The following is a 22,292-nucleotide window of genomic DNA, read 5'->3' as shown; positions in this document are numbered from 1 at the left end:
TAAATTTAGTGAAAATTTATTCAGAAAATCATTATTCAATCAAATATTAGAATAAATCTTTTGAGAATGATTATTTTTATACTTTAAAAGAAATAAGATGAAAATTGAATTAAATAGAGTAAATCAGGCTTCTCACTATGAAGCGACAGCACCAAGTTCTTCAGTAAAAGTAAATATTGATGGACCAGAATCTATTGGAGGAGAAGGAAAAGGAGTTCGCCCGATGGAGTTAGTTTTGATTGCTTTGGGAAGTTGTAGTGTTTTTGATTTGAATGAGATTTTGAAGAAACAACGCCAAGAAATTGAAGATATTAAAGTTGAAGTTGAAGGTCAACGTAGAGATGAAATTCCAAATATTTTCACGAATATTCACATCAAATTTTTCTTAAAAGGAAATATTGATTTAGATAAAGCAAATAAAGCTGCTGAATTAGCGGTTAAGAAGTATTGTAGTGTACATGATATGCTTGCAAATGGCGGGATTGATATCACCTACGAGATAAATGTGAATTAAATTGATAACAAAAAAAAGGTCTTTCGTTCGAAAGACCTTTTTTCAATACATACATTTTCAATTAAGCTTCAACAGCAGTTAAAGCATCTTGAAAGATATTAACTTGCGCTAATACTTTATTTTTTAATTCTTCATTTACAATTTCACTATTTCGGAAATTATCGTTGAAAGATGGGAAAGTCGTGCTTGCTACAATTTCTCCACTTGCAAACATTCCAAAATATTTTGTCGCAACTTCCATTACATTTCCACCTCCGTAAGCACCTGGAGATGTACTTAATAACAATACTTTTTTATCTTTCAAATATGGCATTTCAATACGAGAAACCCAATCCAAAATGTTTTTTAACGCGACAGAAAAGTTTCCATTATGCTCTGCCAAAGAAATTACAACACCTTCTGCATCTTTGATTTTGTTGTAGAAATCTTGTGCTTCTTGTGGAAATCCATTTTCTAATTGACGGTCAATAGAGTAGATAGGCATCTCGAAATCATTGATGTCAACTAAATCGATTTCTGCATTTTCGATTTGATTTAAAGTATAATTTAATAATTCTTTATTGATTGATTTTTTGCTGTTACTACCAGCGAAAGCTAAAATTTTCATATTCTAATTGAGTTATTTTATTTTTGATGAAGCAAAGTTATTGCAAGCAACGATAAATTTTATTGACCTATGTTAGGAAAAGATAAAAACTTATATTTTTTTTCTAAACTCATTTATTTTAGCGAATAATTCAGCATCAAATTCTTCATTTATAATTTTTCCGTTCTGGAAATTGTCTTTAAACTTTGGTAATGAATAATTTTCGATTAATTCTCCACCTAATTTTACCAATAATTTAGATCCACTTTCTAGTGCATTTTTAGCGCCATAACTTCCTGGAGAAGTACTCATGACAAATATTTTCTTTCCTTCCAAAAATTTATGATTGATGCGAGAACACCAATCCATATAACTTTTGAAAACCGCGGTTACATTTGCATTGTGCTCCGCTAAAGAAATCAATAAAACATCTGTATCAATCAAAGTTTGATAAAAACGTTTTATTTCATCAGAAAAGCCTTCTCTTTTTTCAATATCGATGTCAAAAGTTGGAATATTATAATTGTTTAAATCTAAAATTTCAATTTCAAATTCATCTAAAAATGAAGTAGCATAAGTTACCAATTGTTTGTTGATAGAAGTAGAGCTGTTACTACCAGCAAAAGCTTTAATAATCATAGTTTTTATCTTAAGTTATTGTTTTTTTGTGTGTAATAATTGCGCATATTCCGTTGGTCGAATTCCCGAAACTTTCTGAAAAATATTACTGAAAGAAGACAACGAATTATACCCAACTAACATTGCAATTTCGTACATATTATATTTGTTTTCTGCAATCAATTCCAATGATTTTGTGATACGTAATGCACGTAGAAAACGGACATAATTCATTCCCATATTATCTTTGAATTTTCGAGATAATGTTCGCGTGCTCAAACCAAATTGTTGCGCAACTTCATCTATTGTATAGTTTTTCTCGATATTTTTCATCAGAAATCGAGCAATATCAATCAGTTTCTGATCTTTTGGAAATGGATGCTGAATAAAAGCAGGTAATTTGTTCGATTCCATTTCGGGTAGAATAGATCGTATGGCTTTTACAAAATCATATTTTGCAGGATCTTTTTCCGAAATTGATCCACTCCAATTTTTGGTGTACAAAATCATTTCCCTTAACAACTCATTCGTGTAATAAATATTTGTAATCGAATAAAAATCGTTTTCTTCTTTTTCGGTCTTGAAATAAAAGTTATACAAATCGCCTGTTTTACTATTCGTTAAGATAGAATGTGGCGTATTTGCAGGAATCCACATAAAACAACGCGCAGGCAAATACCAATGTTTGTCGTTTACAAAAACATGTACAATTCCGCCTTCTGCATATAATAATTGTGCTTTTTTGTGTTCATGTACGCGCGTTCCTATCGTATCTAAATGTGCATGTTGTATGTAAAAATGGACTTTAGATTTGTCAACTTCGTTAAAAAAAAACTGATCAAACAACATTGTTTTATACTTTTATAAAGTGAAATATTTTTGCTTTTGCAAATTACTTTATTTTGGCGTAAATGAGCAAATTATTTTCTTTTTTTATCAAGAGGGTAAAGGTGTTTTGAATGTAACTTTGCATCACTAAAAATCAATAACAGACTTATAAATAATACAAAATGATATTTAAATTCGTTAAATATCAGTTGCTTACATTGTTGTTAATGCTGAGTGGGTTGAGTTATGCTCAAAATGAAATAGACTATAACCAACTGAAATTAAGCAAAGCAATTGAAATTGGACTTCAAAATAATAAAAAATTACAAATTAGCGCTTTAAAAACTAATATTGCTGAATTAAAAGAGAAAGATCTTAAAAATGAGAAATTGCCAGATGTAGACTTTCATACTGGTTTTCATGTTTTGAGTAATTTACGCCAATATGAAGACGGTTTTCTAAAACCTTCTACAAAATATGCTGTTCCTCGAGTGAAATACGATTTTACACTTTCGGCAGAAATTCCAATTTATTTAGGTGGTAAATTAAAAAATGATGAGAAAAAATCTGAAATAGAAACTAATATTTCGAAACTGCAAGTTCGAAAAGATGAACGAGAATTGAGAATGCAAATCATCACAGCTTATTTACAAGCGTTGCATTTGCAAGAACAACAAAAGTTAATTTCAGATAAAATGAGAGAAGATTCGGTTGTGATTAAACAAACAGAATCCTTGAAAAAAAATGGTTTGGTAACCTACAACGAAGTCTTGAGAACAGAATTGCAATTGTCAAATCATAAAATGTCTTTTACAGAATTGGCGAATGAAATTTCGATTATTGAACATCAAATCAAAACAATTTTAGCCTTACCAGAAAATCAAGAAATGCATATTGACACCAATGATTTGTTTACAAATGAAGAGCATTTGGGTTTGGTTGATGAAATGATTTTGGAAGCAATAGATCAAAGTGAAAGCTTGAAAATTGCGAAAGATGATTTGAATTTGAAAGAAATTGATAAGAAAATTACCAAAGCTAATACATTACCAAAAATAACTGCTGGAGCGGAATATGGATATAATTATCCAAACTTTATGTTTTTTCCACCAGAAGAATATTTGTACAGATTTGGTTCTGTTGGTGTAAATGTTTCGATTCCGTTGAGTAATTTTTTCAAGAATAAACAAAAAATGCAAATCGCAGATCGTAACATTTCAATTGCAAAATTAGAAATAGAAGAGCAAGAAGAACAAATTCGACATGATGTTTTTGCAGCGAATAAACGATTAGAAGAATCGATCGATAAAATAAAAATTGCGGAAGATGCAATTGGTCAAGCCAAAGAAAATTATCGAATTGTTAGAACAAAATATGTCAACAAATTGAGTTTGATTACAGAACTTATCGATGCGGATAACGCTTATTTAGAAGCTCAATCGAATTTGATTTCATTGCAAATTAACAAACAATTAAAATACTATCAATTACAATACATTTTAGGAAACTTATAAAAATGGGAAAACAACAGACAAAAGGAGAAAAACGAATGAATAGAACGCTTTCTGCGATTGCTTGGATTTTTATTATCATAGGAATCACTGCAGTAGCTTGGTTTTATTTCTTTTCGAGTTCACATGTCAATACAAATGACGCGCAAGTGCGACAATATATTACGCCAGTTTCGAGTAAAGTTTCTGGTTTTATCAAAAAAGTAAATTTCGAAGAAAATCAATTTGTACACAAAGGTGATACGCTTGTTGTGATTGACAATAGAGAATTTCAGAACCAGATTGATATTGCAGAAGCAAATTTAGAATCGACTTCGCAATCTGTTTTAACATATGAAAAAGCGGTAGATACAAAATCAAGTGATGTTAATATTGTTAATGCAAATATAGAAGCTGCTAAAATAGAGGTTTGGAGAACTGAAAAAGATTATAATCGTTTCAAAAATTTAGTGCAAGAAGATGCTGCAACCGTGCAACAGTTTGAAGAAGTTGAAGCGAAATATAAACAAGCAAAAGCAAGTTTGAGTGCTTTGGAACAACAACGTAATGCCGTGAATGTTAGTGCGTCTGCAGAACAAACAAAAGTTGCGCCTGCAAAAACTCAAATTTTACAACGAAAAGCCCAATTGAACGATGCTAAACTTATTCTCTCATATACCTATGTTGTAGCACCTTACGATGGTTGGGTTGGAACAAAAAATATACAAGAAGGTCAGTTAATAAAAGAAGGGCAGGCCTTGGTGCAAGTAGTTTCGAAAGAGAAATGGATTGTTGCAAATTTTAAAGAAACGCAAATTGGAGAAATCGATTTGGATCAACCAGTTATTATAAAAGCTGATGCCTACAAAAACATTGAGTTTGAAGGAAAAATTGAATCTCTTTCGCCAGCTTCTGGGTCTGAGTTTGCTTTGATTAAACCTGATAATGCAACAGGGAACTTCGTGAAAATTGAACAACGTTTTCCTGTGAAAATAATTCTGAAAGAGTCTAAAAATAACGAAAAATTACGTGCCGGAATGAATGTAAATGTTTCCGCAGAAAAAGTAAATTAAATAAATGTCACAACAAAATTCAATATTCAATAAATGGGTTCCGCAAAAATTGGTTGTGCCAATTTTTATCCTTGCGCTATTTCCACACTTGATGATTTTGACGATATTCAACATGAATAGTACGTTTACAGCATCATTTTTGGATTTGGAGGTTGACGATTTGCAGTTCCTTTTTTCGATGGCGTATGCCACTATTGTCTGTGGCTTATTTATTCACGTTCGATTTTTTCACTTTTTCAATATCAGAAGTTATCTGCTAACAATGACCATGCTCAATATTTTGGTGTTGTTTGGAATGACATTAACGACAAATACAGAATTGATTTTGATTCTGCGTTTTATTCAAGGACCTTTATCGCTTTTCGAAGGTTGTATTTTGTTGCCAATCATTATGTCGAATATTAAAAGTGAACATTCAAAATTGATTGCTTATTCGTTTTTGTACGGCGTAATGTTAACAGGTGATAAATTCACGACTTCTATCGTGAAGTTTGCGATTGAGAATTATAACCACAATATGATGGTGTATACGATTATGAGTTTTCATGTTGTTGCATTAATCATTTATGTATTTTTCTTTAATCACAACAGAATGTTTCCTAAAAAACCATTGTATCAATTAAATTTAGGCGGAATTTTTTTGATGATTATTTCTCTAATTTCTGGTGCATTTTTCTTTATTTATGGAAAAAAATATTATTGGTTCGAATCACCAATTATTATCATAGCATTTGCATCAACACTTGTTTTTAGTGGTTTATTTTTATTGCATCAAAAAACAGCCAAACGACCTTTGTTCCATTTTGAGATTTTCAAATCAGAACGTGTCATTTTAGGAATATTAATGTTTTTTGTTTTCTATACTTTGCGTGCTGGAATGAGCAATATTTACCAAGTTATGTCAACAGTTTGGAAATGGCAATGGGAATATGTGTTGCAGATTCAATATTTTAATGTAGCTGGTTCTATCATTGGTGTTGTGTTTTCATTTTTTATGGTTAAGAATAGAGTCGATTTTAGAAAAATATTTTTTCTTGGATTTGTACTTTTAGCCATGAGCATGTTGTGGTTTAGTTATTTGTTTTATCCAGACGCAAAAGTCGAGGCAATAGCGCCAACGCTGATGTTAGAAGGAATTGCACAAGGTGTTATTTTTACGCCATTGGTGTTGTATATTACAGGTTCTGTACATCCTTCTATTACTGGTAGTGCGGCACAAGCAGGTACGGCTATTCGTTTTTGGACTACAACAATTGGTTTTTCGTTAATGCAAAATGCAATTTTATATTTGACGACTAAACATCAATTTTTGATGACCAAAAATTTAGACAAAACGAGTCCGATTTTTCAACAACAATGGAATAATTTGTTCAATAAAAATATTGCGAATCATCTTCCAAACGAAGCAGAAAGTATTACTGCTGCAGCCTTAAAAGCAAAATTGTATAACCAAGATTTGTTGGTTAGTAATATTGAGATTTTCCGAACATTGTTTGTTGTGGGAATTATCGTAGCGATTTTTGTCATTCTTTATCAACCGATAAAAAATAGACTTTTACATCCTTAAAATAAGTTTTATAAATTATTTTTTATTTAATTGACGTATTTGATTTAATAGAATCAAGTACGTTTTTTTTATGACAAATTTTAAAAATGAATGTTTTATCAAAATTATCTTGTAAAAAGGAGGTGTTTTAAAGTTTTTTAAATTTGAAAATGGCTTAAATGAACAAATTTTATTCTCAAATAATCAACTTGTTTTTATGCGCTAGCACTTACTTTTGCCATCAAAATAAATCAAACGAAAAATGATTAATTGTTTTAATAAATGTTAGTTGTATTTTATTGATTTTAAATTTTTTATATTTTTATAAAAATGAATCATCGTATTTTAACGATTTATTATTCAGAATCACATTTTAGCCTTTTGACTTTTCTCAGGCAGCTTCCTTTTTTTACTTTTTAGGTAAGATAATCACGAAATCAATAAAATATTTTTAATTAGACAAACTTTCGAATGAATGTTTTGAACTTGATTGTAAAATTGAATAAATAACTCAATGCACAATCAACATCCCATTTTCAAGAAATGGATACCAGAAAAATTGGTGCTTCCAATTCTCATTGCCGCGTTGATTCCGCATGTGATGATTCTCTCACTTTTCAATATGAATAGTATATTTACAGCTTCATTTCTAGATGTTGATGTAGACGATTTACAATTCATTTTTTCTTTGGCTTACGCTACAATTGTTTGTGGACTTTTTATTAACGAACGGCTTTTTCAGTTCTTTAATATTCGTTCTTATTTATTGTCTATGACTATTATCAATATTGTATTAATGTTAATAATTTCGTTGACAACAAATACGCAATTGATTTATTTACTTCGTGTGATACAAGGGACAACATCTTATCTCGAAGGATGTATTATTGTTCCGCTAATTATGTCGCGTATAAAAGGCGAATATGGACGATTATTAGGAAATACTTTTTTGTATGGATTTATGATGACGGCTGATAAATACACGACTTCTATTGTAAAATTTGCCATCGAAAATTATAATTTCAATATGGTGATTTATACTGTCATCTTTTTTCATGTTTTATCATTATTGATTTATGTTTTTCTCTTTAGTCATGGTAGATTGTATCCCAAAAAACCATTGTATCAGTTAAATTTGGCGGGTTATTTTTTGATGATGATGTCATTAATAGCAGGAGCTTTTTTATTGATTTATGGTAAAAGATATTATTGGTTCGAATCGCTTTATATCGTTATTGCGTTTGCTGCAATGTTTATTTTTTCAGGCTTATTTATTTTGCAACAATTAACGTCTAAAAAACCGATTTTTCATTTCGAGATTCTTCGTTCCGAAAGAGTTATTGTAGGTATGTTGTTGTTTTTTACATTTTATATTTTCAAATCGAGTATGAGTAACATTTATCAAGTTATGAATGTTGTTTGGAAATGGAATTGGGAGTTTGTTTTGCAAATACAATATTATAATTGTGCCGGAATTTATATCGGAGCATTGTTTGCTTATTACATCATTACACAATTTCAAACGCAATATAAGTATGTGTTTTTTGGAGGTTTTTTTTGTTTAACGTTTGCTATGTTGTGGTTTAGTTACATTTTGGTTCCAGATACTCGTCCGAATGCAGTTATTCCGCCATTGTTGATGGAAGGAATGGGACAAGGAATGTTGTTTGCGCCAATTTTGCAATATATGGTATGTTCTGTACATGCTAATTTTTCTATGAATACCATGCAAGCAGCAGTTGCAATGCGTTATTGGTCGTCGACAATTAGTTTTTCGATTATGCAAAATGCAATTCTTTTCTTGACGACTAAACATCAATTTTTGATGACGAAAAATTTAGATATTACCAATACGATTTTTCAAGAACAATGGAATAATCTATTCAATAAACACAATACAACTCATTTAGTAAATGAATCTATCAGTTTGACAGCAAGTAATCTGAAATCTCAATTGTATAACCAAGCCTTGTTGATTGCAGATATTCAAATTTTTAGAACTTTATTTTATTTCGGAATTGTAATGATGGTTTTTATTATGATTTATAATCCAATCAAAAACGTTTTACATCTTAGGAAAAAGAGAAAAGAGAGTCATTGATTCTCTTTTTTTCTAGTATTTATTTCTGCGTTTATTTTCGCTAAATCTGTTATAAGAGGAATAAAAGTTACAGAACATGATAATAAAATAACGAATGTTACATTGATATCATATTTGTTTGTCATTTTCAGAATTAATAGAATGACTGCTATAAGTAATAATGGGATTTGAATGCTAAGATTTAGTTTGTTAACTTTTTTTCTTTTTTCATTTAATTCTTCTAATGATAATTCGCTCAAAGATTTTTCTTTGTTCATTTTAATTGTTTTATTAAAGATAGTAAAATCAAATTAAAAAATAGATTTAAATAAAAAAGCTAACCAATTGGTTAGCTTTTTTCGTTATTTATCTTTAATGATTGGTCTGATTAAACCTTCTTGTGCAACACTACAAATTAGTTCACCAGAACGATTGAATAAATTTCCTCTTGTAAAACCTCTTGTGTCATTTGCACTTGGAGATTCAACATTAACTAATATCCAATCATGCAAATTTGGTTCTCTGTGAAACCAAATCGAATGATCTAAACTTGCCATTTGCGTATTTCCAAAATGAGCTTTAGAAGCATGTGGTTTTATCGCTGTTGATAACAAATTGTAATCAGAGCTATAAGCAATTAATTGCTGAATAATAGGTAAAGGTAACCCCTCTGGAGCATCATTAAAAGTTAACCAAACATTACTGAAATTAGGATAATCTTTTTTATCAAAAGGATTGACAAATTCAACAGGTTTGAAATCTAATGGACGTTCTGCTAAGACAAATCGCATAATTGATTTTGGTAAAACCGAACCAAATTGCTCTGCTACATCATTCCAGCTCATTAATTCTTCTGGAGGTGTTACAACAGGCATTTCTTCTTGATGTTCGTAACCTTCTTGCTTTAACTGAAATGAACAAGCCATTACAAAAATAGGCACACTGTCTTGCTTTGCTGTAACAACACGCGTACTAAAACTTCCTCCATCACGAAGATTTGCTACTTCAAAATAGATAGGTTTTTCTAAATGTCCAGGTAAAATAAAGTAGGAGTGAAGGGAATGACAAAAACGATCTGTAGGAACAGTTTGATACGCCGCGTGTAAAGCTTGGCTTACAACTTGACCTCCAAAAACATTTGGACTTCCCATAAAAGAACTTTTCCCTTCGAATAAATTTTCTTCTAGTTTTTTGAGAGAAATTAATTCGATGAGTTCTTGAGTAGTTTTCATTATTAAGTTTAAAATTTCAAATTATTTAATTTCTGCACATTTTGTTCTAATGCACATTTATATTCATTTTTCATTCGATTGATTAATTCTTCGGTTGAAATAATATCATGAATTCCAGAAACTCCGTGTCCAGCAGACCAAATGTCTTTCCATGCTTTATGTCCATCTCCTCCAATTAATTTCGAAAAATCTTCTTCTTTCTTTTCGTCTAAATCAATTCCAGAATGAATAATACTTGGTTTCAAGAAATTTGCATTTACACCAGAAATTCCATCTGTATAAATCACATCTTCGAAAGTAGAATCGACTAACATTGTTTTATAATCTTGATCAGCAGACGCTTCTTTTGTCGCAATAAAACGAGTTCCGATGTATGCAAAATCAGCACCCATATTTTCGGCTGCTAAGATATCATTTCCGTTGTTCATCGCACCTGCTAAAATTAAACAACCATCATAAAAAGTACGAATGTCATCAATCAAAGCAAAAGGATTAGCCGTACCAGCATGTCCACCAGCACCAGAAGCTACAGCAATAATTCCGTCTACACCAGCTTCGGCAGCTTTTTCTGCATGACGTTTTTTGATCACATCATGAAAAACCAAACCTCCATAACTATGAACTGCATCTACAACTTGTTTTACAGCACCAAGTGACGTAATAATAAGCGGTACTTTATATTTTGCACATAAAGCTAAATCACCTTCGAGACGAGGATTTGTTTTGTTAACGATTAAATTCACTCCAAATGGAGCTGCTTTTTTACCTGTTTCTTTTTCAAATTGTTTTAATTGAAAAGTGATATCAATTAACATTTGTTCGAAATCTTCGGCAGTTCTTCCATTCAAAGAAGGAAAAGTTCCGCATACTCCATTTTTACATGCTTCTACAACTAATTCAGTTCGAGAAACAAGAAACATAGGAGAAGTGATTAAAGGTAAATCTAAACTATTTTTAAATTCTTGTAGGGTCATACTAAAATTTTTTTTGATGTGGTATAGGATGCAATATAAGGATAATTTAGAATGAAAATCTAGAAGTTTTTAATAGAAAAAATGAATTTAACGTTCTTTTATAAAAAAATATTTACCGACAAATTTTAACGGTTTACCGATTAAATTTAGAAATGAATAATTGAAATTTTAGTTTTGATAAAACACTATATATGAAACTAAATAACAAATTTCTAATTAGGTTCTTGTTTGCGATTTTTTTGTTTGTAAGTTATAATGCTTGCGCACAAACAAATATAGTTATCAATTACTATACAGGAACCCAGCAACAATATGCTGTTGAAGATTCTGGAAAATTATTTTTTTCAAATGATAATTTAATCATTAAAACATCACTTGAAAGTACTGAAATTAATATTCCAGTTTCAATTATTTCGAAGATTACGTTTAAAAATTCTCTAGCAGTAGAAGATATTAAGCAGAATAGAGAACAAATCATCATTTATCCAAATCCTGCAACTAATTATTTTAAAATTTCTTCTAAAGAAGCAAAATCTACGTTAAATATTTATAATTCGGTGGGGCAATTAGTCTTATCTAAAGTCTACAAAAAAAATGAAGATATAAATGTATCAAATTTATTACCTGGGATTTATTTTATAAAAGTGAATGGTTCAACTTTAAAATTAATAAAGAAATGAGAAGTTTTTTACTGATTTTTATTCTTGCTTTGATTCCATTTGGAGTAAAAGCTCAGCATAATATAAATGTTCATTATGCAGGAAATACTATTTACAAATCCGAAATTACTAAAGTTGATAGTATAAAATTAACGAATCAATTTGTTAATATCAAAGAATCTTCAATTGCATCAACTTTTGAAATTCAGAAATCATTTATTGATAGTATTTCCTTTGATACTAATCCTATAAATGAAAGAGAAATTTTTGTGATTTATAATGGATTAGAAAATGCAACAATTATTAATCCCTATAGTGATAAAGGCGTTGTGATTTTTGTAAATGGAGGAACGGTTTCAGCGATTTCTATTGCTGGAATTACAAACTTGGTTTATAATTTAATAGGAACATCATCAAATGGATCTTTTTCGCTTAATACTGATTTGTCTTCAAAATTAGTATTTAATAATTTGAATTTAACAAATCCAAACGGAGCTGCAGTCTCGATTAGTGGAAAGAAAACAACAACTATTGATGTAAAACAAAATTCTAAAAATACTTTAATAGATGGAACTGGAGGAAGTAATTCTGGTGTAGTGACAAGTAATGGAGCGCTTATTTTTGAAAATACAGGAAATTTAACAATCAAAGGATATAAAAAGCATGGAATAAATTCGAGTTCTTTGATTACTGTAAATAATGGAAATATTGTTGTTGAAACTGCTGTTAGCGATGGATTACATTCTGAAGGCTTTACAATGATTGATGGAAATCTGAAAGTAAATTCTTTAAGTGACGGAATTGATGCAGGAGATGGAAAAATAACTATTTCTAACGGAAATATTGATATTGTTTCGACTTCAGATGATGTAAAAGCAATAAAAAATGGAGCAGCAGATGTTGATATTTCAGGTGGGACAATTGTTTTAACAGTTTCAGGCGCGGCTTCAAAAGGTATAAAATCGAATCAAAATATTAATATATCAGATGCAAATATTACAGCATCTATAAGTAGTAAAGTAATTCTTGAAGCAATTGGAAGTGGATATGATCCATCGTATGGAACAGTATTAAAATCAGACAAAAATATTACCATTAATTCAGGAACGTATGATTTCACGCTAACCGCTGCTTCTCAAGGAGGAAAAGGAATTTCTGCTGATGGAGAAATTATCATTAATGGAGGTTCAATAAACATTAAAACTGCTGCGACTGGTGCCGTTTATGTAAATGAAAGCGGAATAAAAGATTCTTATGCTTCTACTGCTATAACAGCTGATACTAATATTTATCTTAATGGAGGAAATATTACAATTACAAGTACTGGTAATGGAGGAAAAGGAATTTCGGCTGATGGTAATATTACAATAGGAGAGTTGAATAAAGATAATTCTTTGTTAAATCTAAATATTACAACATCTGGGGAAAGATTTCTTGTATCAGGATCTGGTAATAATGCAGATTATGCAAATCCTAAAGCCGTAAAAGCAGATGGTAATTTAACTGTTAATAGTGGAACGATAACAATAAAAGGAACACAAAATGCAGATGGAGGAGAAGGCTTGGAAAGTAAAGCAGTTCTTACAATTAATGATGGAATAATTAATATTGAAACCTATGATGATGCAATTAATGCAGCTACAGCTATAATAATTAATGGAGGAAATACATGGGTGAAAGCAAGAGGAAATGATGGGATTGATAGTAATGGAACGCTTACTATAAATGGAGGGTTTACAGTTTCAAACGGAGCTAGATCACCAGAAGAAGGTTTTGATTGTGATAATAATACATTCAAAATAACTGGAGGTACAATAATAGGAACAGGTGGAGCAACGAGTAATCCTACTACGAATGTAAGTACGCAGCGATCAATAAAAATCACAACAACTTTAACCAATAATATATCAACAATCATTAATCTAAAAAGTTCTACTGGAACGCGAATTTTAACATATAGAGTTCCTGCTTTTTCTTCTAATGGAAATGGTAATTCAGTTACTATTTTAATCACAGATCCTTTAATTTTAAACGGAAATTACACGATTAGTAAAGGGGCTTCAGTTTCTGGAGGAACAGAATCTCTAAGTGGGTATATTGTGGGAGGAACAGTGACTGAAGGAAGCACAATAAAATCATTTACGGTTAGCACTATGTTGACAACTGTTTCGTTGTAAAACGATTTAAATGAAATATACTGATATAGAAAAAAGATCAAAATTTTATTTTGATCTTTTTTTATTGATTAATTTTAAATTACATCACAATTTCTAAATGTAGAAGCAAAACCTTTGCTGTATCTTTGCAATCGTAAATAGAAAATAAATTGGAATTAAAAGAGCATTTAAGGCGTAATATCAAATTAGCATTTCCTGTAATGATTACTCAAATGGGACAAATTTCTGTCAACATTATTGATAACATTATGGTTGGTGGTTTAGGTGGGAAATATGATAATATAGAAGATGAGGTTTTGGGTAAAACAGCTCTAGCAGCAGCTTCTTTAGGAAATTCATTGTTTTTTGCAGTTTTAGTATTTGCTTTTGGATTTAGTTTTGCGCTGTCACCATTGATTGCGGCAGAAGATTCGAAAGGCGATAAAAAAATGGCTGCAAATTATTTTTCGCACAGTTTGGTCTTGAATATTACTTTATCAATCGGTTTATTCTTATTGATTACATTCCTAAAACCGCTGATGTTCTACATGGGACAACCCGCTGATGTGGTAGAAAAATGTATTCCGTATCTAACTATTATGACATTTTCGATGATTCCATTGATGATTTTTCAAACATTTCGTCAATTATCAGAAGGTTTATCATTAACGATTCCCGTTACAATTGCGACAATTTTAAGTAACGTTGTCAATATTACGTTAAACTATGGTTGGATTTATGGAAACTGGGGATTCCCACGTTTAGAAGTCGCTGGTGCAGCTTGGGGAACATTCGTTGCACGTTCAGTAATGATGATTTTCTTGATTATAGTTTTATTTAATTTCAAGAAAACGAAATCTGTTTTACAAGAAGTTCAATTTAAAGCAAGTAATTTCCAGAAAGTAATTTTTAGAAAAATTGCTGGAATTGGAATTCCAACCGCATTAACATCTTTCTTCGAAATGAGTGCATTCTCTTTGGCAGCCTTTGTTTGCGGTTATACATTTACAAATTCTATCGCAGATCAAGAATTAGCAAAAGTAAATTTAGCAGCGCATCAAATTGCGATAAATTTAGCTTCCACAACTTTTATGATGTGTACAGGAATTGGAGTTGCAGCAACGGTTCGTATCGGAAATCAATTAGGTTTAAAAGATTACAAAACTTTAAGAGAAGCAGGTTGGTCTTGTATTTTAATGGTATTATCATTTATGATTTTGTGCGGAATTTTATTCATTATTTTCCGTTATCAATTACCAACAATTTATTTAGATAATCCAGATGTTATCAACTTAGCTGCATCATTATTAATCATTGCCTCACTTTTCCAAATGTCTGATGGCGTACAATTGGTATTATTAGGTGCTTTGAGAGGAATGACCGATGTCAAAATTCCTTCAATTCTAACATTTATATCATATTGGTTAATCGCAATTCCGATTGGTGTAGTATTAGCAATTGTTTTCGAAATGCGCGCGTTTGGAATGTGGATTGGTTTAGGAACTGGTTTAACGGCTTCGGCAATATTTTTGATGATTCGTTACAATCGTCAAACGAAGAAAATGATTAGGGAAAATCCTAATGCAGAAATAATTTTAGAAGATAAATTAAAAAACATATAAAATGGAATTACCAAAATTTTTATTGGCTGATAACTCAACAATGCCAGACAAAATCTTTATTTTACATACAGATTATCCTCGTTTTTTATTAGACGTTGAAACTGACGATATCGAGTGGTTTGAAGATATTTCTGAAGAAGAAGATAACGAAGAATTTAATACTGAAATTGCTAATTTAATCGAAGACGCTTTAGATTTTTATGATCAAGAAATGTCTTTGTTAGATGACGAAGAATAAGTCTTAAATAAATAAAATTTCTATGTTTTTATTAGTGTAAGATTTACACTAAAATAATTTTATATGCTTGCATTATAATTTTTTTATTAGTATTTTGCAACTAAGAAAATTATTCAAAACCATGGAAATAAAAAGATTATTTGATTTTCCACAAAATCAATTAGAAAATAATCCTCGAGAAGATGCATTGGTGTCTAAAGTGAACGGAACTTGGGTGAAAACATCTACGCAAGAATACGTTGGCAAAGCAAATGCATTTAGTCGAGGATTATTACAATTAGGAATCAAGCCACAAGATAAAATTGCAATAGTTACTTCAACTAATCGTACCGAATGGAACATCTGTGATATCGGTATTCAGCAAGTTGGCGCGATTTCCGTTCCGTTATATCCAACACTTTCCGAAGACGATTTTGATTATATCTTAAACAATGCTGAATGTAAATTTATCATTGTTTCTGATAAAGGTTTATATGATACAGTTGTAGCTGTAAAAGATAAAGTGTCAACATTGGTTGGGATTTATAGTTTTGATGAAATTGCTGGAGTTCCAAATTATAAAGAGATTTTAGATTTGGGTGAAGATAATTCAACGCAACATGAAGTAGATAGTATCAAAGAGATGATAAAACCATCTGATATGGCGACTTTGATTTATACTTCAGGAACAACAGGTCGTCCGAAAGGTGTTGTATTAACGCACGAAAATATCGTTTCTGATGTTTTAATGTCCGTTGATCGTATTCCAGATTTTCCAAATCATGCAATTGCATTGAGTTTTCTTCCGATTAATCACGTTTTCGAACGTATGTTGATTTATTTGTATCAACATTTGAGCATCGGAATTTGGTATGCAGAAAGCATCGATAAATTAGGAGATAATATGAAAGAGGTGAAACCGCATGTAATGACGGTTGTACCACGATTAGTAGAAAAAGTTTATGATAAAATTTACAATACAGGTGCTTCTGCAGGAGGTCTTAAAACGAAAATTTTTATGTGGGCTTTAAGCCTTGTTGAAGATTACGATCCTTACAATCCAAAAGGTGGATTATTTGGGTTGAAACATTCTATCGCAAAAAGTTTGGTTTTCAGTAAATGGAAAGAAGGTGTTGGTGGTAATTTAGTATGTATGGTTTCGGGTTCTGCGCCTTTAGCAGCACGTTTGAATCATATTTTCTGGGGTGCTGGAATTCCTATTTTAGAAGGTTATGGTTTGACGGAAACTTCTCCAGTAATTTCGGTGAATTGTATGAAGAAAGACGGTTTCGGAATTGGAACTGTTGGTGCTCCACTAAAAGGAATAGAGGTTAAAATTGCAGAAGACGGAGAGATTTTAGTCAAAGGTCCTAACGTTACACAAGGTTACTACAAAGATCCTGAAAAAACTGCTGAAGCATTTACGCCAGATGGTTATTTCAAAACGGGTGATATTGGAGTTCTTGAAAGAGGTTTACTTAAAATTACTGATCGTAAAAAAGAGATGTTCAAAACTTCTGGAGGTAAATATATCGCGCCGCAAATTATCGAAAATAAATTCAAACAATCTCGTTTTATCGAGCAAGTAATGGTTGTTGGAGAAGGAGAGAAAATGCCTTGTGCGATTATTCAACCTAATTTCCAAGTGTTGAAAGATTATTTACGTATCAAAGGAATTGCTGAACCTGCAACGAATGCAGATTTGATTAAAGAACCTGCAATTTTAGATGTTATTGGTCGAGAAATTGAAAAAATGAATAAAGGTTTGGGACATTGGGAACAAATCAAAAAGTTCGAATTAACACCTGATGAATGGACAATTGATGATGGATTATTAACGCCAACATTAAAATTGAAACGTAAAAATGTGCTAGCTAAATATCAAGATTTATACAATAAATTATACGATAAAAAGTAAATAAAAAAACAATTAAAAAATCCTTTCAAAAATTTTTGAAAGGATTTTTTAATTCTATAATAATCAAGTTTTAATCTCGTCGTCCGCCCATTGCCATCATGACAAAATAAAGTAGTTGAGCTAACGAACCAATCGCTGCGACTACATAAGTTCTTGCAGCCCATTTTAATGAATCTTTTGCACCTTCATATTCGTTTGGCATCACCATATTGTTTCCTTTTAACCAAGCTAATGCACGGTTAGAAGCATCGTATTCAACTGGTAAAGTAACAAAAGCAAAAACGGTTGTTACTGCAAATAAGAAAATACCAATCCATAACAAAGTTGCATTTTTAGATGAAGCCATCACGATTAATCCTAACATCAAAATCCATTGATTTAAGCGAGATGCTACATTTACCATCGGAACCATTTTCGAGCGTAATTGCAACATATTATAACCAACCGCATGTTGTACTGCATGTCCACATTCGTGCGCTGCAACAGCCGCCGCTGCCGCATTTCGTTCGTGGTAAACAACTTCCGATAAGTTTACCGTTTTATCAGCAGGATTGTAATGATCTGTTAATTGTCCTGGAGTAGATATAACACGTACATCGTGAATGTTATTGTCAGAAAGCATTTTCTCAGCTATCTCTTTTCCAGACATTCCATTTGCCAAATGTACTTTCGAATAATACTTAAATTTACTTTGAAGTCGGTTGCTAACAAACCAACTAATCAACATAAACAGTCCAATAATAATGTAATAACCTGTCATCTATTTCTATTTTATTTTTTAATCAATTTTAATATTCATTCAAAATTCAAAAAGTATTCCAATAAGTGAATAGAGACAAAAATAGCAGAAAAGTTGGTTTTTTGGCAGAGTTCTGTATTAAATCATATAAAAAATAAACAAAAGCTGACATTTTGCTCAAAAATTTTTGAATTGAAATTACAAAACTTATTACCTTTGCCAGCTATGAGTATTCGCATAAAAGAAGTACAATCAAAACATGATTTGGAAGCATTTATTAAGTTTCCGATGAATTTGTATAAGGATAATCAATATTACGTTCCGCCCTTTATTAATGAGGAGAAGGAAACATTAGATGTTTCTAAAAACCCCGTTTTCAAAGATGCAGAAGCGCGTTATTTTCTTGCCGAAAAAGAAGGTAAGATTGTGGGGCGTGTTGCGGCAATTATCAATTGGCAAGAAGTCAATAATCAACAAAAACGTAAAATGCGTTTCGGTTGGTTTGATATGATTGATGATATCGACGTCACAAAAGCACTTTTGGCAAAAGTTGCGGAAATAGGTAAAGAAAATCAATTAGAATATATAGAAGGCCCAGTTGGTTTTTCGAATTTGGAAAAGGCAGGTTTACTAACTTTCGGATTTGATAAATTGGCTACAATGGTTGGTTTATATAATTTTCCGTACTATGCGCAACACTTAGAATCGTTAGGTTTTGAAACTGCAAACGAATGGGTAGAATATGAATTGTCTGCACCAACAGAATTACCAGAAAAAGTTATCAAATTCAATAAAATTATTCGAGAACGTTACAAATTACGAGAATTGAAGTTTACAAAAACTTCAGAGATTATTCCGTATGTTGACGAGATGTTCGATTTGTTAGATAAAACTTACAGCGAATTGGATACTTATGTACCAATTGCGGATTATCAAATTGAATATTACAAAAAGAAATATATTCCGTTTATTAATCCAGATTTTGTAAACTGTATTGTTGATGAAGACGGAAAAATGGTTTCGTTTGCTATTACGATGCCTTCTTACTCGAAAGCGATGCAAAAAGCGAAAGGTAAAATTTTTCCTTTTGGTTGGTGGCATTTGATGAGAGCAAGTAAAAATAATGATTCTGCTCAATTTTATTTGATCGGAATTGATCCAAAATTTCAAGGAAAAGGTGTTACAGCATTGATTTTTAATGCAATGTTTGATACGTTTAGAAACAACGGGATCAAATTTTTGGAAACAAATCCTGAACTAGCGGACAACGAAAGTATTCAAGTTTTGTGGAAAGCTTATGATCCTGTAAACCACAAACGTCGTAAAACTTTCAAGAAATCAATTCAGTAAAATATAAATAATAATGTTATATATTTTGAATTAAAATTTGTCAATTCGAGTGATTTTTAGAAAGATTATTTCTAAAAATTGTATCGAGAATTAAGATGAATTTTATCTTCTAAAACTTTATTCTCGATACAAAATTCTAAACGAATTTCACTCGAATTGACGGTTTTATTTATTTGATAATCAGTATTTATAACATAAAACTTATAAACGTATAACTTAAAAAATATGTTTGATATTCATCAATTAGAGAAAGAATATTCAACTTTCAGACAAGAAGGTTTTGATTCGAAATGGTTAAATTTTGAAGCTTTAAATCACTATTTTTCATTAAAATCAATTCAAAAAGAACAAATTGGAACATCTTTTTTAGGAAACGAAATTTATAAATTAAGTTTCGGAACTGGAGAAAAACGTTTATTGATTTGGTCTCAAATGCACGGAAACGAATCATCTGGTACGCGTGCAATGTTTGATGTGATTAATTTTTTTGAACAAAAATCTGAATTATCTCAAACCATTTTATCTCAATTGACGATTGATTTTATTCCGATGCTAAATCCTGATGGTGCAAATGTTAATACACGTAGAAATGCGGTTGGAATTGATATTAACCGTGATTTTTTAGCAAAAGAATCAACAGAAATTCACGTTTTGTTGAATCAAGTAGAGAAAGGAAATTATCAAACCTTATTCAATTTACACGATCAACGTACGATTTTCAATGTTGGGCAATCAGCAAAACCTGCAACGCTTTCTTTTTTGGCGCCTTCTTATAATGTTGAGGAAGATGTAAACGAAGTTCGCGAAAAAACGATGGGAATTATTCAAGCAATGAATACTGAATTACAAAAAGTAATTTCTGGTCATGTAGGTCGTTATACATCAGAGTTTTATCCGATGTCAACCGGAGATAATTTCACAAAAATGGGTTATCCTTGTGTATTATTTGAAGCGGGACATTTTCCGAATGATTATCAACGTGATACAACAAGAAAATACAATGCATTGGCTATTTTGGCTGGACTGAATGCTTTAGCTACGCAAGAAAATTTTCCGTTTGATGAGTATTTATCGATTCCTCAAAATGGACAAAAATATTTGGATGTTGTGATTCATAATGTTCAAATCCAAAATGGTGAAAATTCTTCTGTTGTTGATTTAGGAATTTATTTTGAAGAAGAATACAACGAAGAAAATAATTCGGTAGAGCAAATTGCGAAAATTATTGAAATTGGTGATTTGCGAAAATTTATTGGTCATCTCGAAATTGATGCTGAAAAACAAGTTTATAAAGGAACTACCAAAAATTATCCTTTATTGAATCAATTGGCTACTTTCGAGATTGGTTCAATTAAAGTTGAAAATGGTCAAATCATTTCATAATTATTTATACATTTAACCTATAAACTAAAAATACAATGAAAAAAATATTGGCAATTGCACTTGTTGCGATGTTGGGATTTTCTACACAATCGTTTGCTCAAAATAAAGTGTTGAATCGTACGATTACAGCTGAAAATGGGAAGAAAATGTTGACGGGAGAATTCAATAGAAAAGCTTTGGAAGAAGATGATTTTAAAGATTGGTATCATCATGAATATGACACTTACGAAGTTGAAAAAAGTAAATTGAAAAGTTTAAAAGATTTACGTAATTATCGTTTGGAAGTTTTTATGGGAACTTGGTGTTCAGATTCTCGTCGTGAATTGCCGCGTTTATATAAGATTTTAGATGACATTAAATTTCCTCAAAATCGTTTGAAAGTGATTGGTGTAAACTATCAAAAGAAAAGTTTTAACGGAGAAGAAATTAATAAAAACATTACTCACGTTCCGACAATTATCGTATATAATAATAAAAAAGAAGAAGTTGGTAGAATTGTAGAATCTCCAGTTTCGGGCTATTTAGAAGAAGATTTGGCACAGATTGTGAATGGTACGCCATTGACTCCAAATTATGCAAATGAATAATTTAAAGAAAATAATTCTTGTCGTTGTAGCCTTCATTTTTGGTGTGATGATAACGTATTTCATCATGGATAAATTCAAATCTGAAAGTTATACCGAACAATCTCATGTGATTGCGTATCAAATCGAACGAATGAATAAAATGATTGTTGCAGAACAAACCTATTCAGATTTATACAATCACACGTCAAAAAAATCGTTGCCAGGTTTAACTGATATTTTTTCTGCGGATAAAAAGGTGACACTTTTGGTGAAAGCCAAAGCACAAGCAACGTATGATTTGAAAAAAATGGATATTGAATTGGATTCGGTGAATAAAAAAATTATCATCAAATCTATTCCTCCAGTTGAAATCCAAGTGTATCCAGATGTTAGTTTTTATGACATGGATCAAAGTGTTTTCAATAAATTTAGTAAAGATGATTTGAACGGAATTAAAAAACGTGCTGTAGAGCATGTAGAAAAAACCGTTGATCAAACCAAACTAAAACAAGAAGCACATCAACAATTAATTCAAAATCTTGGAGATTTGTATTTCCTTGCCAAAACCTATGGTTGGAAGATAGAGGATAAAACGAGTTACGCCAACGAATTGAATAAATTATACGATTAATAAATAATTAAAAACCTGTTCCGATAGAATAGGTTTTTTTTCGCTGAATAAAGAAATGAAGTGTTTCTTTCTTTAGAATTAAAATTGAAAATAGTATTTTCGCTTAATAT

General features: G+C 30.9%; 21 protein-coding genes. 14 read left to right on the top strand and 7 right to left on the bottom strand.

The annotated features are described in order from the left end of the window. The first annotated feature begins 97 nt into the window (after nt 1-97). The gene (locus tag FH779_RS10865) at nt 98-514 is read left to right on the top strand and encodes an OsmC family protein (RefSeq protein ID WP_038336062.1); all 417 of its coding nucleotides are present in this window, start codon (nt 98-100) and stop codon (nt 512-514) included. A gap of 61 nt (nt 515-575) precedes the next feature. Here the strand turns inward: FH779_RS10865 and FH779_RS10860 are convergent, their stop codons facing one another. The 3 genes from FH779_RS10860 to FH779_RS10850 all read right to left on the bottom strand — a co-directional run bounded on the left by FH779_RS10860 (nt 576) and on the right by FH779_RS10850 (nt 2,567). Next, nucleotides 576-1,121 carry an NADPH-dependent FMN reductase gene (locus tag FH779_RS10860; RefSeq protein WP_180904697.1) on the bottom strand — a complete coding sequence of 182 codons (546 nt, stop codon included), beginning with the start codon at nt 1,119-1,121 and terminating at the stop codon, nt 576-578. Between the two features lie 90 nt (nt 1,122-1,211). Next, on the bottom strand, nt 1,212-1,739 hold the full coding sequence (locus FH779_RS10855) for an NADPH-dependent FMN reductase (RefSeq protein WP_180904696.1): 528 nt from the start codon (nt 1,737-1,739) through the stop codon (nt 1,212-1,214). A gap of 15 nt (nt 1,740-1,754) precedes the next feature. Further along, nucleotides 1,755-2,567: an AraC family transcriptional regulator gene (locus FH779_RS10850; protein ID WP_180904695.1), complete on the bottom strand. Its 813-nt coding sequence runs from the start codon at nt 2,565-2,567 to the stop codon at nt 1,755-1,757. Between the two features lie 161 nt (nt 2,568-2,728). Here FH779_RS10850 and FH779_RS10845 point away from each other — a divergent pair, with 161 nt between their 5' ends. The 4 genes from FH779_RS10845 (at nt 2,729) to FH779_RS10830 (ending at nt 8,756) form a co-directional block, all read left to right on the top strand. Further along, nucleotides 2,729-4,060 carry a TolC family protein gene (locus FH779_RS10845; protein ID WP_244957949.1) on the top strand — a complete coding sequence of 444 codons (1,332 nt, stop codon included), beginning with the start codon at nt 2,729-2,731 and terminating at the stop codon, nt 4,058-4,060. A gap of 2 nt (nt 4,061-4,062) precedes the next feature. Further along, the gene (locus FH779_RS10840) at nt 4,063-5,109 is read left to right on the top strand and encodes an HlyD family secretion protein (RefSeq protein WP_180904694.1); all 1,047 of its coding nucleotides are present in this window, start codon (nt 4,063-4,065) and stop codon (nt 5,107-5,109) included. A gap of 4 nt (nt 5,110-5,113) precedes the next feature. Continuing rightward, complete coding sequence (locus FH779_RS10835) at nt 5,114-6,676, top strand: efflux MFS transporter permease (protein ID WP_180904693.1); 1,563 nt, start codon at nt 5,114-5,116, stop codon at nt 6,674-6,676. Nucleotides 6,677-7,169: 493 nt separating this feature from the next. Beyond that, nucleotides 7,170-8,756 (top strand): efflux MFS transporter permease, encoded by a 1,587-nt coding sequence (locus tag FH779_RS10830; RefSeq protein WP_180904692.1) that lies wholly within the window; start codon nt 7,170-7,172, stop codon nt 8,754-8,756. On the opposite strand, the gene FH779_RS10825 is transcribed toward FH779_RS10830, so the two are convergent. From FH779_RS10825 to FH779_RS10815, 3 genes are all read right to left on the bottom strand, one after another. Continuing rightward, nucleotides 8,750-9,013: a hypothetical protein gene (locus FH779_RS10825; protein ID WP_180904691.1), complete on the bottom strand. Its 264-nt coding sequence runs from the start codon at nt 9,011-9,013 to the stop codon at nt 8,750-8,752. The genes FH779_RS10830 and FH779_RS10825 overlap by 7 nt on opposite strands. A gap of 84 nt (nt 9,014-9,097) precedes the next feature. Then, nucleotides 9,098-9,967 (bottom strand): acyl-CoA thioesterase, encoded by an 870-nt coding sequence (locus FH779_RS10820; protein WP_180904690.1) that lies wholly within the window; start codon nt 9,965-9,967, stop codon nt 9,098-9,100. A gap of 8 nt (nt 9,968-9,975) precedes the next feature. Then, nucleotides 9,976-10,941: an NAD(P)H-dependent flavin oxidoreductase gene (locus FH779_RS10815; protein WP_180904689.1), complete on the bottom strand. Its 966-nt coding sequence runs from the start codon at nt 10,939-10,941 to the stop codon at nt 9,976-9,978. A 191-nt stretch (nt 10,942-11,132) separates the two neighbouring features. Here FH779_RS10815 and FH779_RS10810 point away from each other — a divergent pair, with 191 nt between their 5' ends. The 5 genes from FH779_RS10810 (at nt 11,133) to FH779_RS10790 (ending at nt 17,513) form a co-directional block, all read left to right on the top strand. Continuing rightward, nucleotides 11,133-11,621 (top strand): T9SS type A sorting domain-containing protein, encoded by a 489-nt coding sequence (locus tag FH779_RS10810; protein ID WP_180904688.1) that lies wholly within the window; start codon nt 11,133-11,135, stop codon nt 11,619-11,621. Beyond that, complete coding sequence (locus tag FH779_RS10805; protein WP_180904687.1) at nt 11,618-13,777, top strand: carbohydrate-binding domain-containing protein; 2,160 nt, start codon at nt 11,618-11,620, stop codon at nt 13,775-13,777. Before FH779_RS10810 ends, FH779_RS10805 begins: the two co-directional genes overlap by 4 nt. A 149-nt stretch (nt 13,778-13,926) precedes the next feature. Beyond that, on the top strand, nt 13,927-15,378 hold the full coding sequence (locus tag FH779_RS10800) for an MATE family efflux transporter (protein WP_180904686.1): 1,452 nt from the start codon (nt 13,927-13,929) through the stop codon (nt 15,376-15,378). 1 nt (nt 15,379) lies between these two features. Further along, nucleotides 15,380-15,616 (top strand): hypothetical protein, encoded by a 237-nt coding sequence (locus FH779_RS10795; protein ID WP_038336082.1) that lies wholly within the window; start codon nt 15,380-15,382, stop codon nt 15,614-15,616. Between the two features lie 121 nt (nt 15,617-15,737). Next, the gene (locus FH779_RS10790) at nt 15,738-17,513 is read left to right on the top strand and encodes an AMP-dependent synthetase/ligase (RefSeq protein WP_180904685.1); all 1,776 of its coding nucleotides are present in this window, start codon (nt 15,738-15,740) and stop codon (nt 17,511-17,513) included. A 70-nt stretch (nt 17,514-17,583) separates the two neighbouring features. On the opposite strand, the gene FH779_RS10785 is transcribed toward FH779_RS10790, so the two are convergent. Next, nucleotides 17,584-18,273, bottom strand: coding sequence for a zinc metallopeptidase (locus FH779_RS10785; protein WP_115001061.1), 690 nt, complete (start codon nt 18,271-18,273; stop codon nt 17,584-17,586). 204 nt (nt 18,274-18,477) lie between these two features. Between FH779_RS10785 and FH779_RS10780 the strand changes: the two genes are divergently transcribed. The 4 genes from FH779_RS10780 to FH779_RS10765 all read left to right on the top strand — a co-directional run bounded on the left by FH779_RS10780 (nt 18,478) and on the right by FH779_RS10765 (nt 22,182). Then, the gene (locus FH779_RS10780) at nt 18,478-19,602 is read left to right on the top strand and encodes a GNAT family N-acetyltransferase (RefSeq protein WP_180906844.1); all 1,125 of its coding nucleotides are present in this window, start codon (nt 18,478-18,480) and stop codon (nt 19,600-19,602) included. Nucleotides 19,603-19,827: 225 nt separating this feature from the next. Next, entirely contained in the window at nt 19,828-20,985 is a 1,158-nt protein-coding gene (locus FH779_RS10775) for a M14 family zinc carboxypeptidase (RefSeq protein ID WP_180904684.1), read from the top strand. Nucleotides 20,986-21,020: 35 nt separating this feature from the next. Continuing rightward, nucleotides 21,021-21,572: a TlpA family protein disulfide reductase gene (locus FH779_RS10770; RefSeq protein WP_180904683.1), complete on the top strand. Its 552-nt coding sequence runs from the start codon at nt 21,021-21,023 to the stop codon at nt 21,570-21,572. Further along, nucleotides 21,565-22,182, top strand: a complete 618-nt coding sequence (locus FH779_RS10765) for a DUF4230 domain-containing protein (protein WP_052217853.1) — start codon at nt 21,565-21,567, stop codon at nt 22,180-22,182. The genes FH779_RS10770 and FH779_RS10765 overlap by 8 nt, the downstream gene beginning before the upstream one ends. Nucleotides 22,183-22,292 lie beyond the last annotated feature (110 nt).

It is taken from the genome of Empedobacter falsenii (assembly GCF_013488205.1).
Lineage (GTDB): Bacteria > Bacteroidota > Bacteroidia > Flavobacteriales > Weeksellaceae > Empedobacter > Empedobacter falsenii_C.
The sequence above is the reverse complement of the archived record's forward strand: the minus strand, read 5'-3'. Positions and strand labels throughout refer to the sequence as shown.

Coding starts and splice junctions, on each gene's coding strand:
- FH779_RS10815 (WP_180904689.1), bottom strand. CDS start 10,941: ATGACCCTACAAGAATTTAAAAATAGTTTAGATTTACCTTTAATCACT.
- FH779_RS10785 (WP_115001061.1), bottom strand. CDS start 18,273: ATGACAGGTTATTACATTATTATTGGACTGTTTATGTTGATTAGTTGG.
- FH779_RS10830 (WP_180904692.1), top strand. CDS start 7,170: ATGCACAATCAACATCCCATTTTCAAGAAATGGATACCAGAAAAATTG.
- FH779_RS10865 (WP_038336062.1), top strand. CDS start 98: ATGAAAATTGAATTAAATAGAGTAAATCAGGCTTCTCACTATGAAGCG.
- FH779_RS10775 (WP_180904684.1), top strand. CDS start 19,828: ATGTTTGATATTCATCAATTAGAGAAAGAATATTCAACTTTCAGACAA.
- FH779_RS10825 (WP_180904691.1), bottom strand. CDS start 9,013: ATGAACAAAGAAAAATCTTTGAGCGAATTATCATTAGAAGAATTAAAT.
- FH779_RS10765 (WP_052217853.1), top strand. CDS start 21,565: ATGAATAATTTAAAGAAAATAATTCTTGTCGTTGTAGCCTTCATTTTT.
- FH779_RS10860 (WP_180904697.1), bottom strand. CDS start 1,121: ATGAAAATTTTAGCTTTCGCTGGTAGTAACAGCAAAAAATCAATCAAT.
- FH779_RS10855 (WP_180904696.1), bottom strand. CDS start 1,739: ATGATTATTAAAGCTTTTGCTGGTAGTAACAGCTCTACTTCTATCAAC.
- FH779_RS10845 (WP_244957949.1), top strand. CDS start 2,729: ATGATATTTAAATTCGTTAAATATCAGTTGCTTACATTGTTGTTAATG.
- FH779_RS10805 (WP_180904687.1), top strand. CDS start 11,618: ATGAGAAGTTTTTTACTGATTTTTATTCTTGCTTTGATTCCATTTGGA.
- FH779_RS10780 (WP_180906844.1), top strand. CDS start 18,478: ATGAGTATTCGCATAAAAGAAGTACAATCAAAACATGATTTGGAAGCA.
- FH779_RS10840 (WP_180904694.1), top strand. CDS start 4,063: ATGGGAAAACAACAGACAAAAGGAGAAAAACGAATGAATAGAACGCTT.
- FH779_RS10820 (WP_180904690.1), bottom strand. CDS start 9,967: ATGAAAACTACTCAAGAACTCATCGAATTAATTTCTCTCAAAAAACTA.
- FH779_RS10850 (WP_180904695.1), bottom strand. CDS start 2,567: ATGTTGTTTGATCAGTTTTTTTTTAACGAAGTTGACAAATCTAAAGTC.
- FH779_RS10770 (WP_180904683.1), top strand. CDS start 21,021: ATGAAAAAAATATTGGCAATTGCACTTGTTGCGATGTTGGGATTTTCT.
- FH779_RS10790 (WP_180904685.1), top strand. CDS start 15,738: ATGGAAATAAAAAGATTATTTGATTTTCCACAAAATCAATTAGAAAAT.
- FH779_RS10835 (WP_180904693.1), top strand. CDS start 5,114: ATGTCACAACAAAATTCAATATTCAATAAATGGGTTCCGCAAAAATTG.
- FH779_RS10795 (WP_038336082.1), top strand. CDS start 15,380: ATGGAATTACCAAAATTTTTATTGGCTGATAACTCAACAATGCCAGAC.
- FH779_RS10810 (WP_180904688.1), top strand. CDS start 11,133: ATGAAACTAAATAACAAATTTCTAATTAGGTTCTTGTTTGCGATTTTT.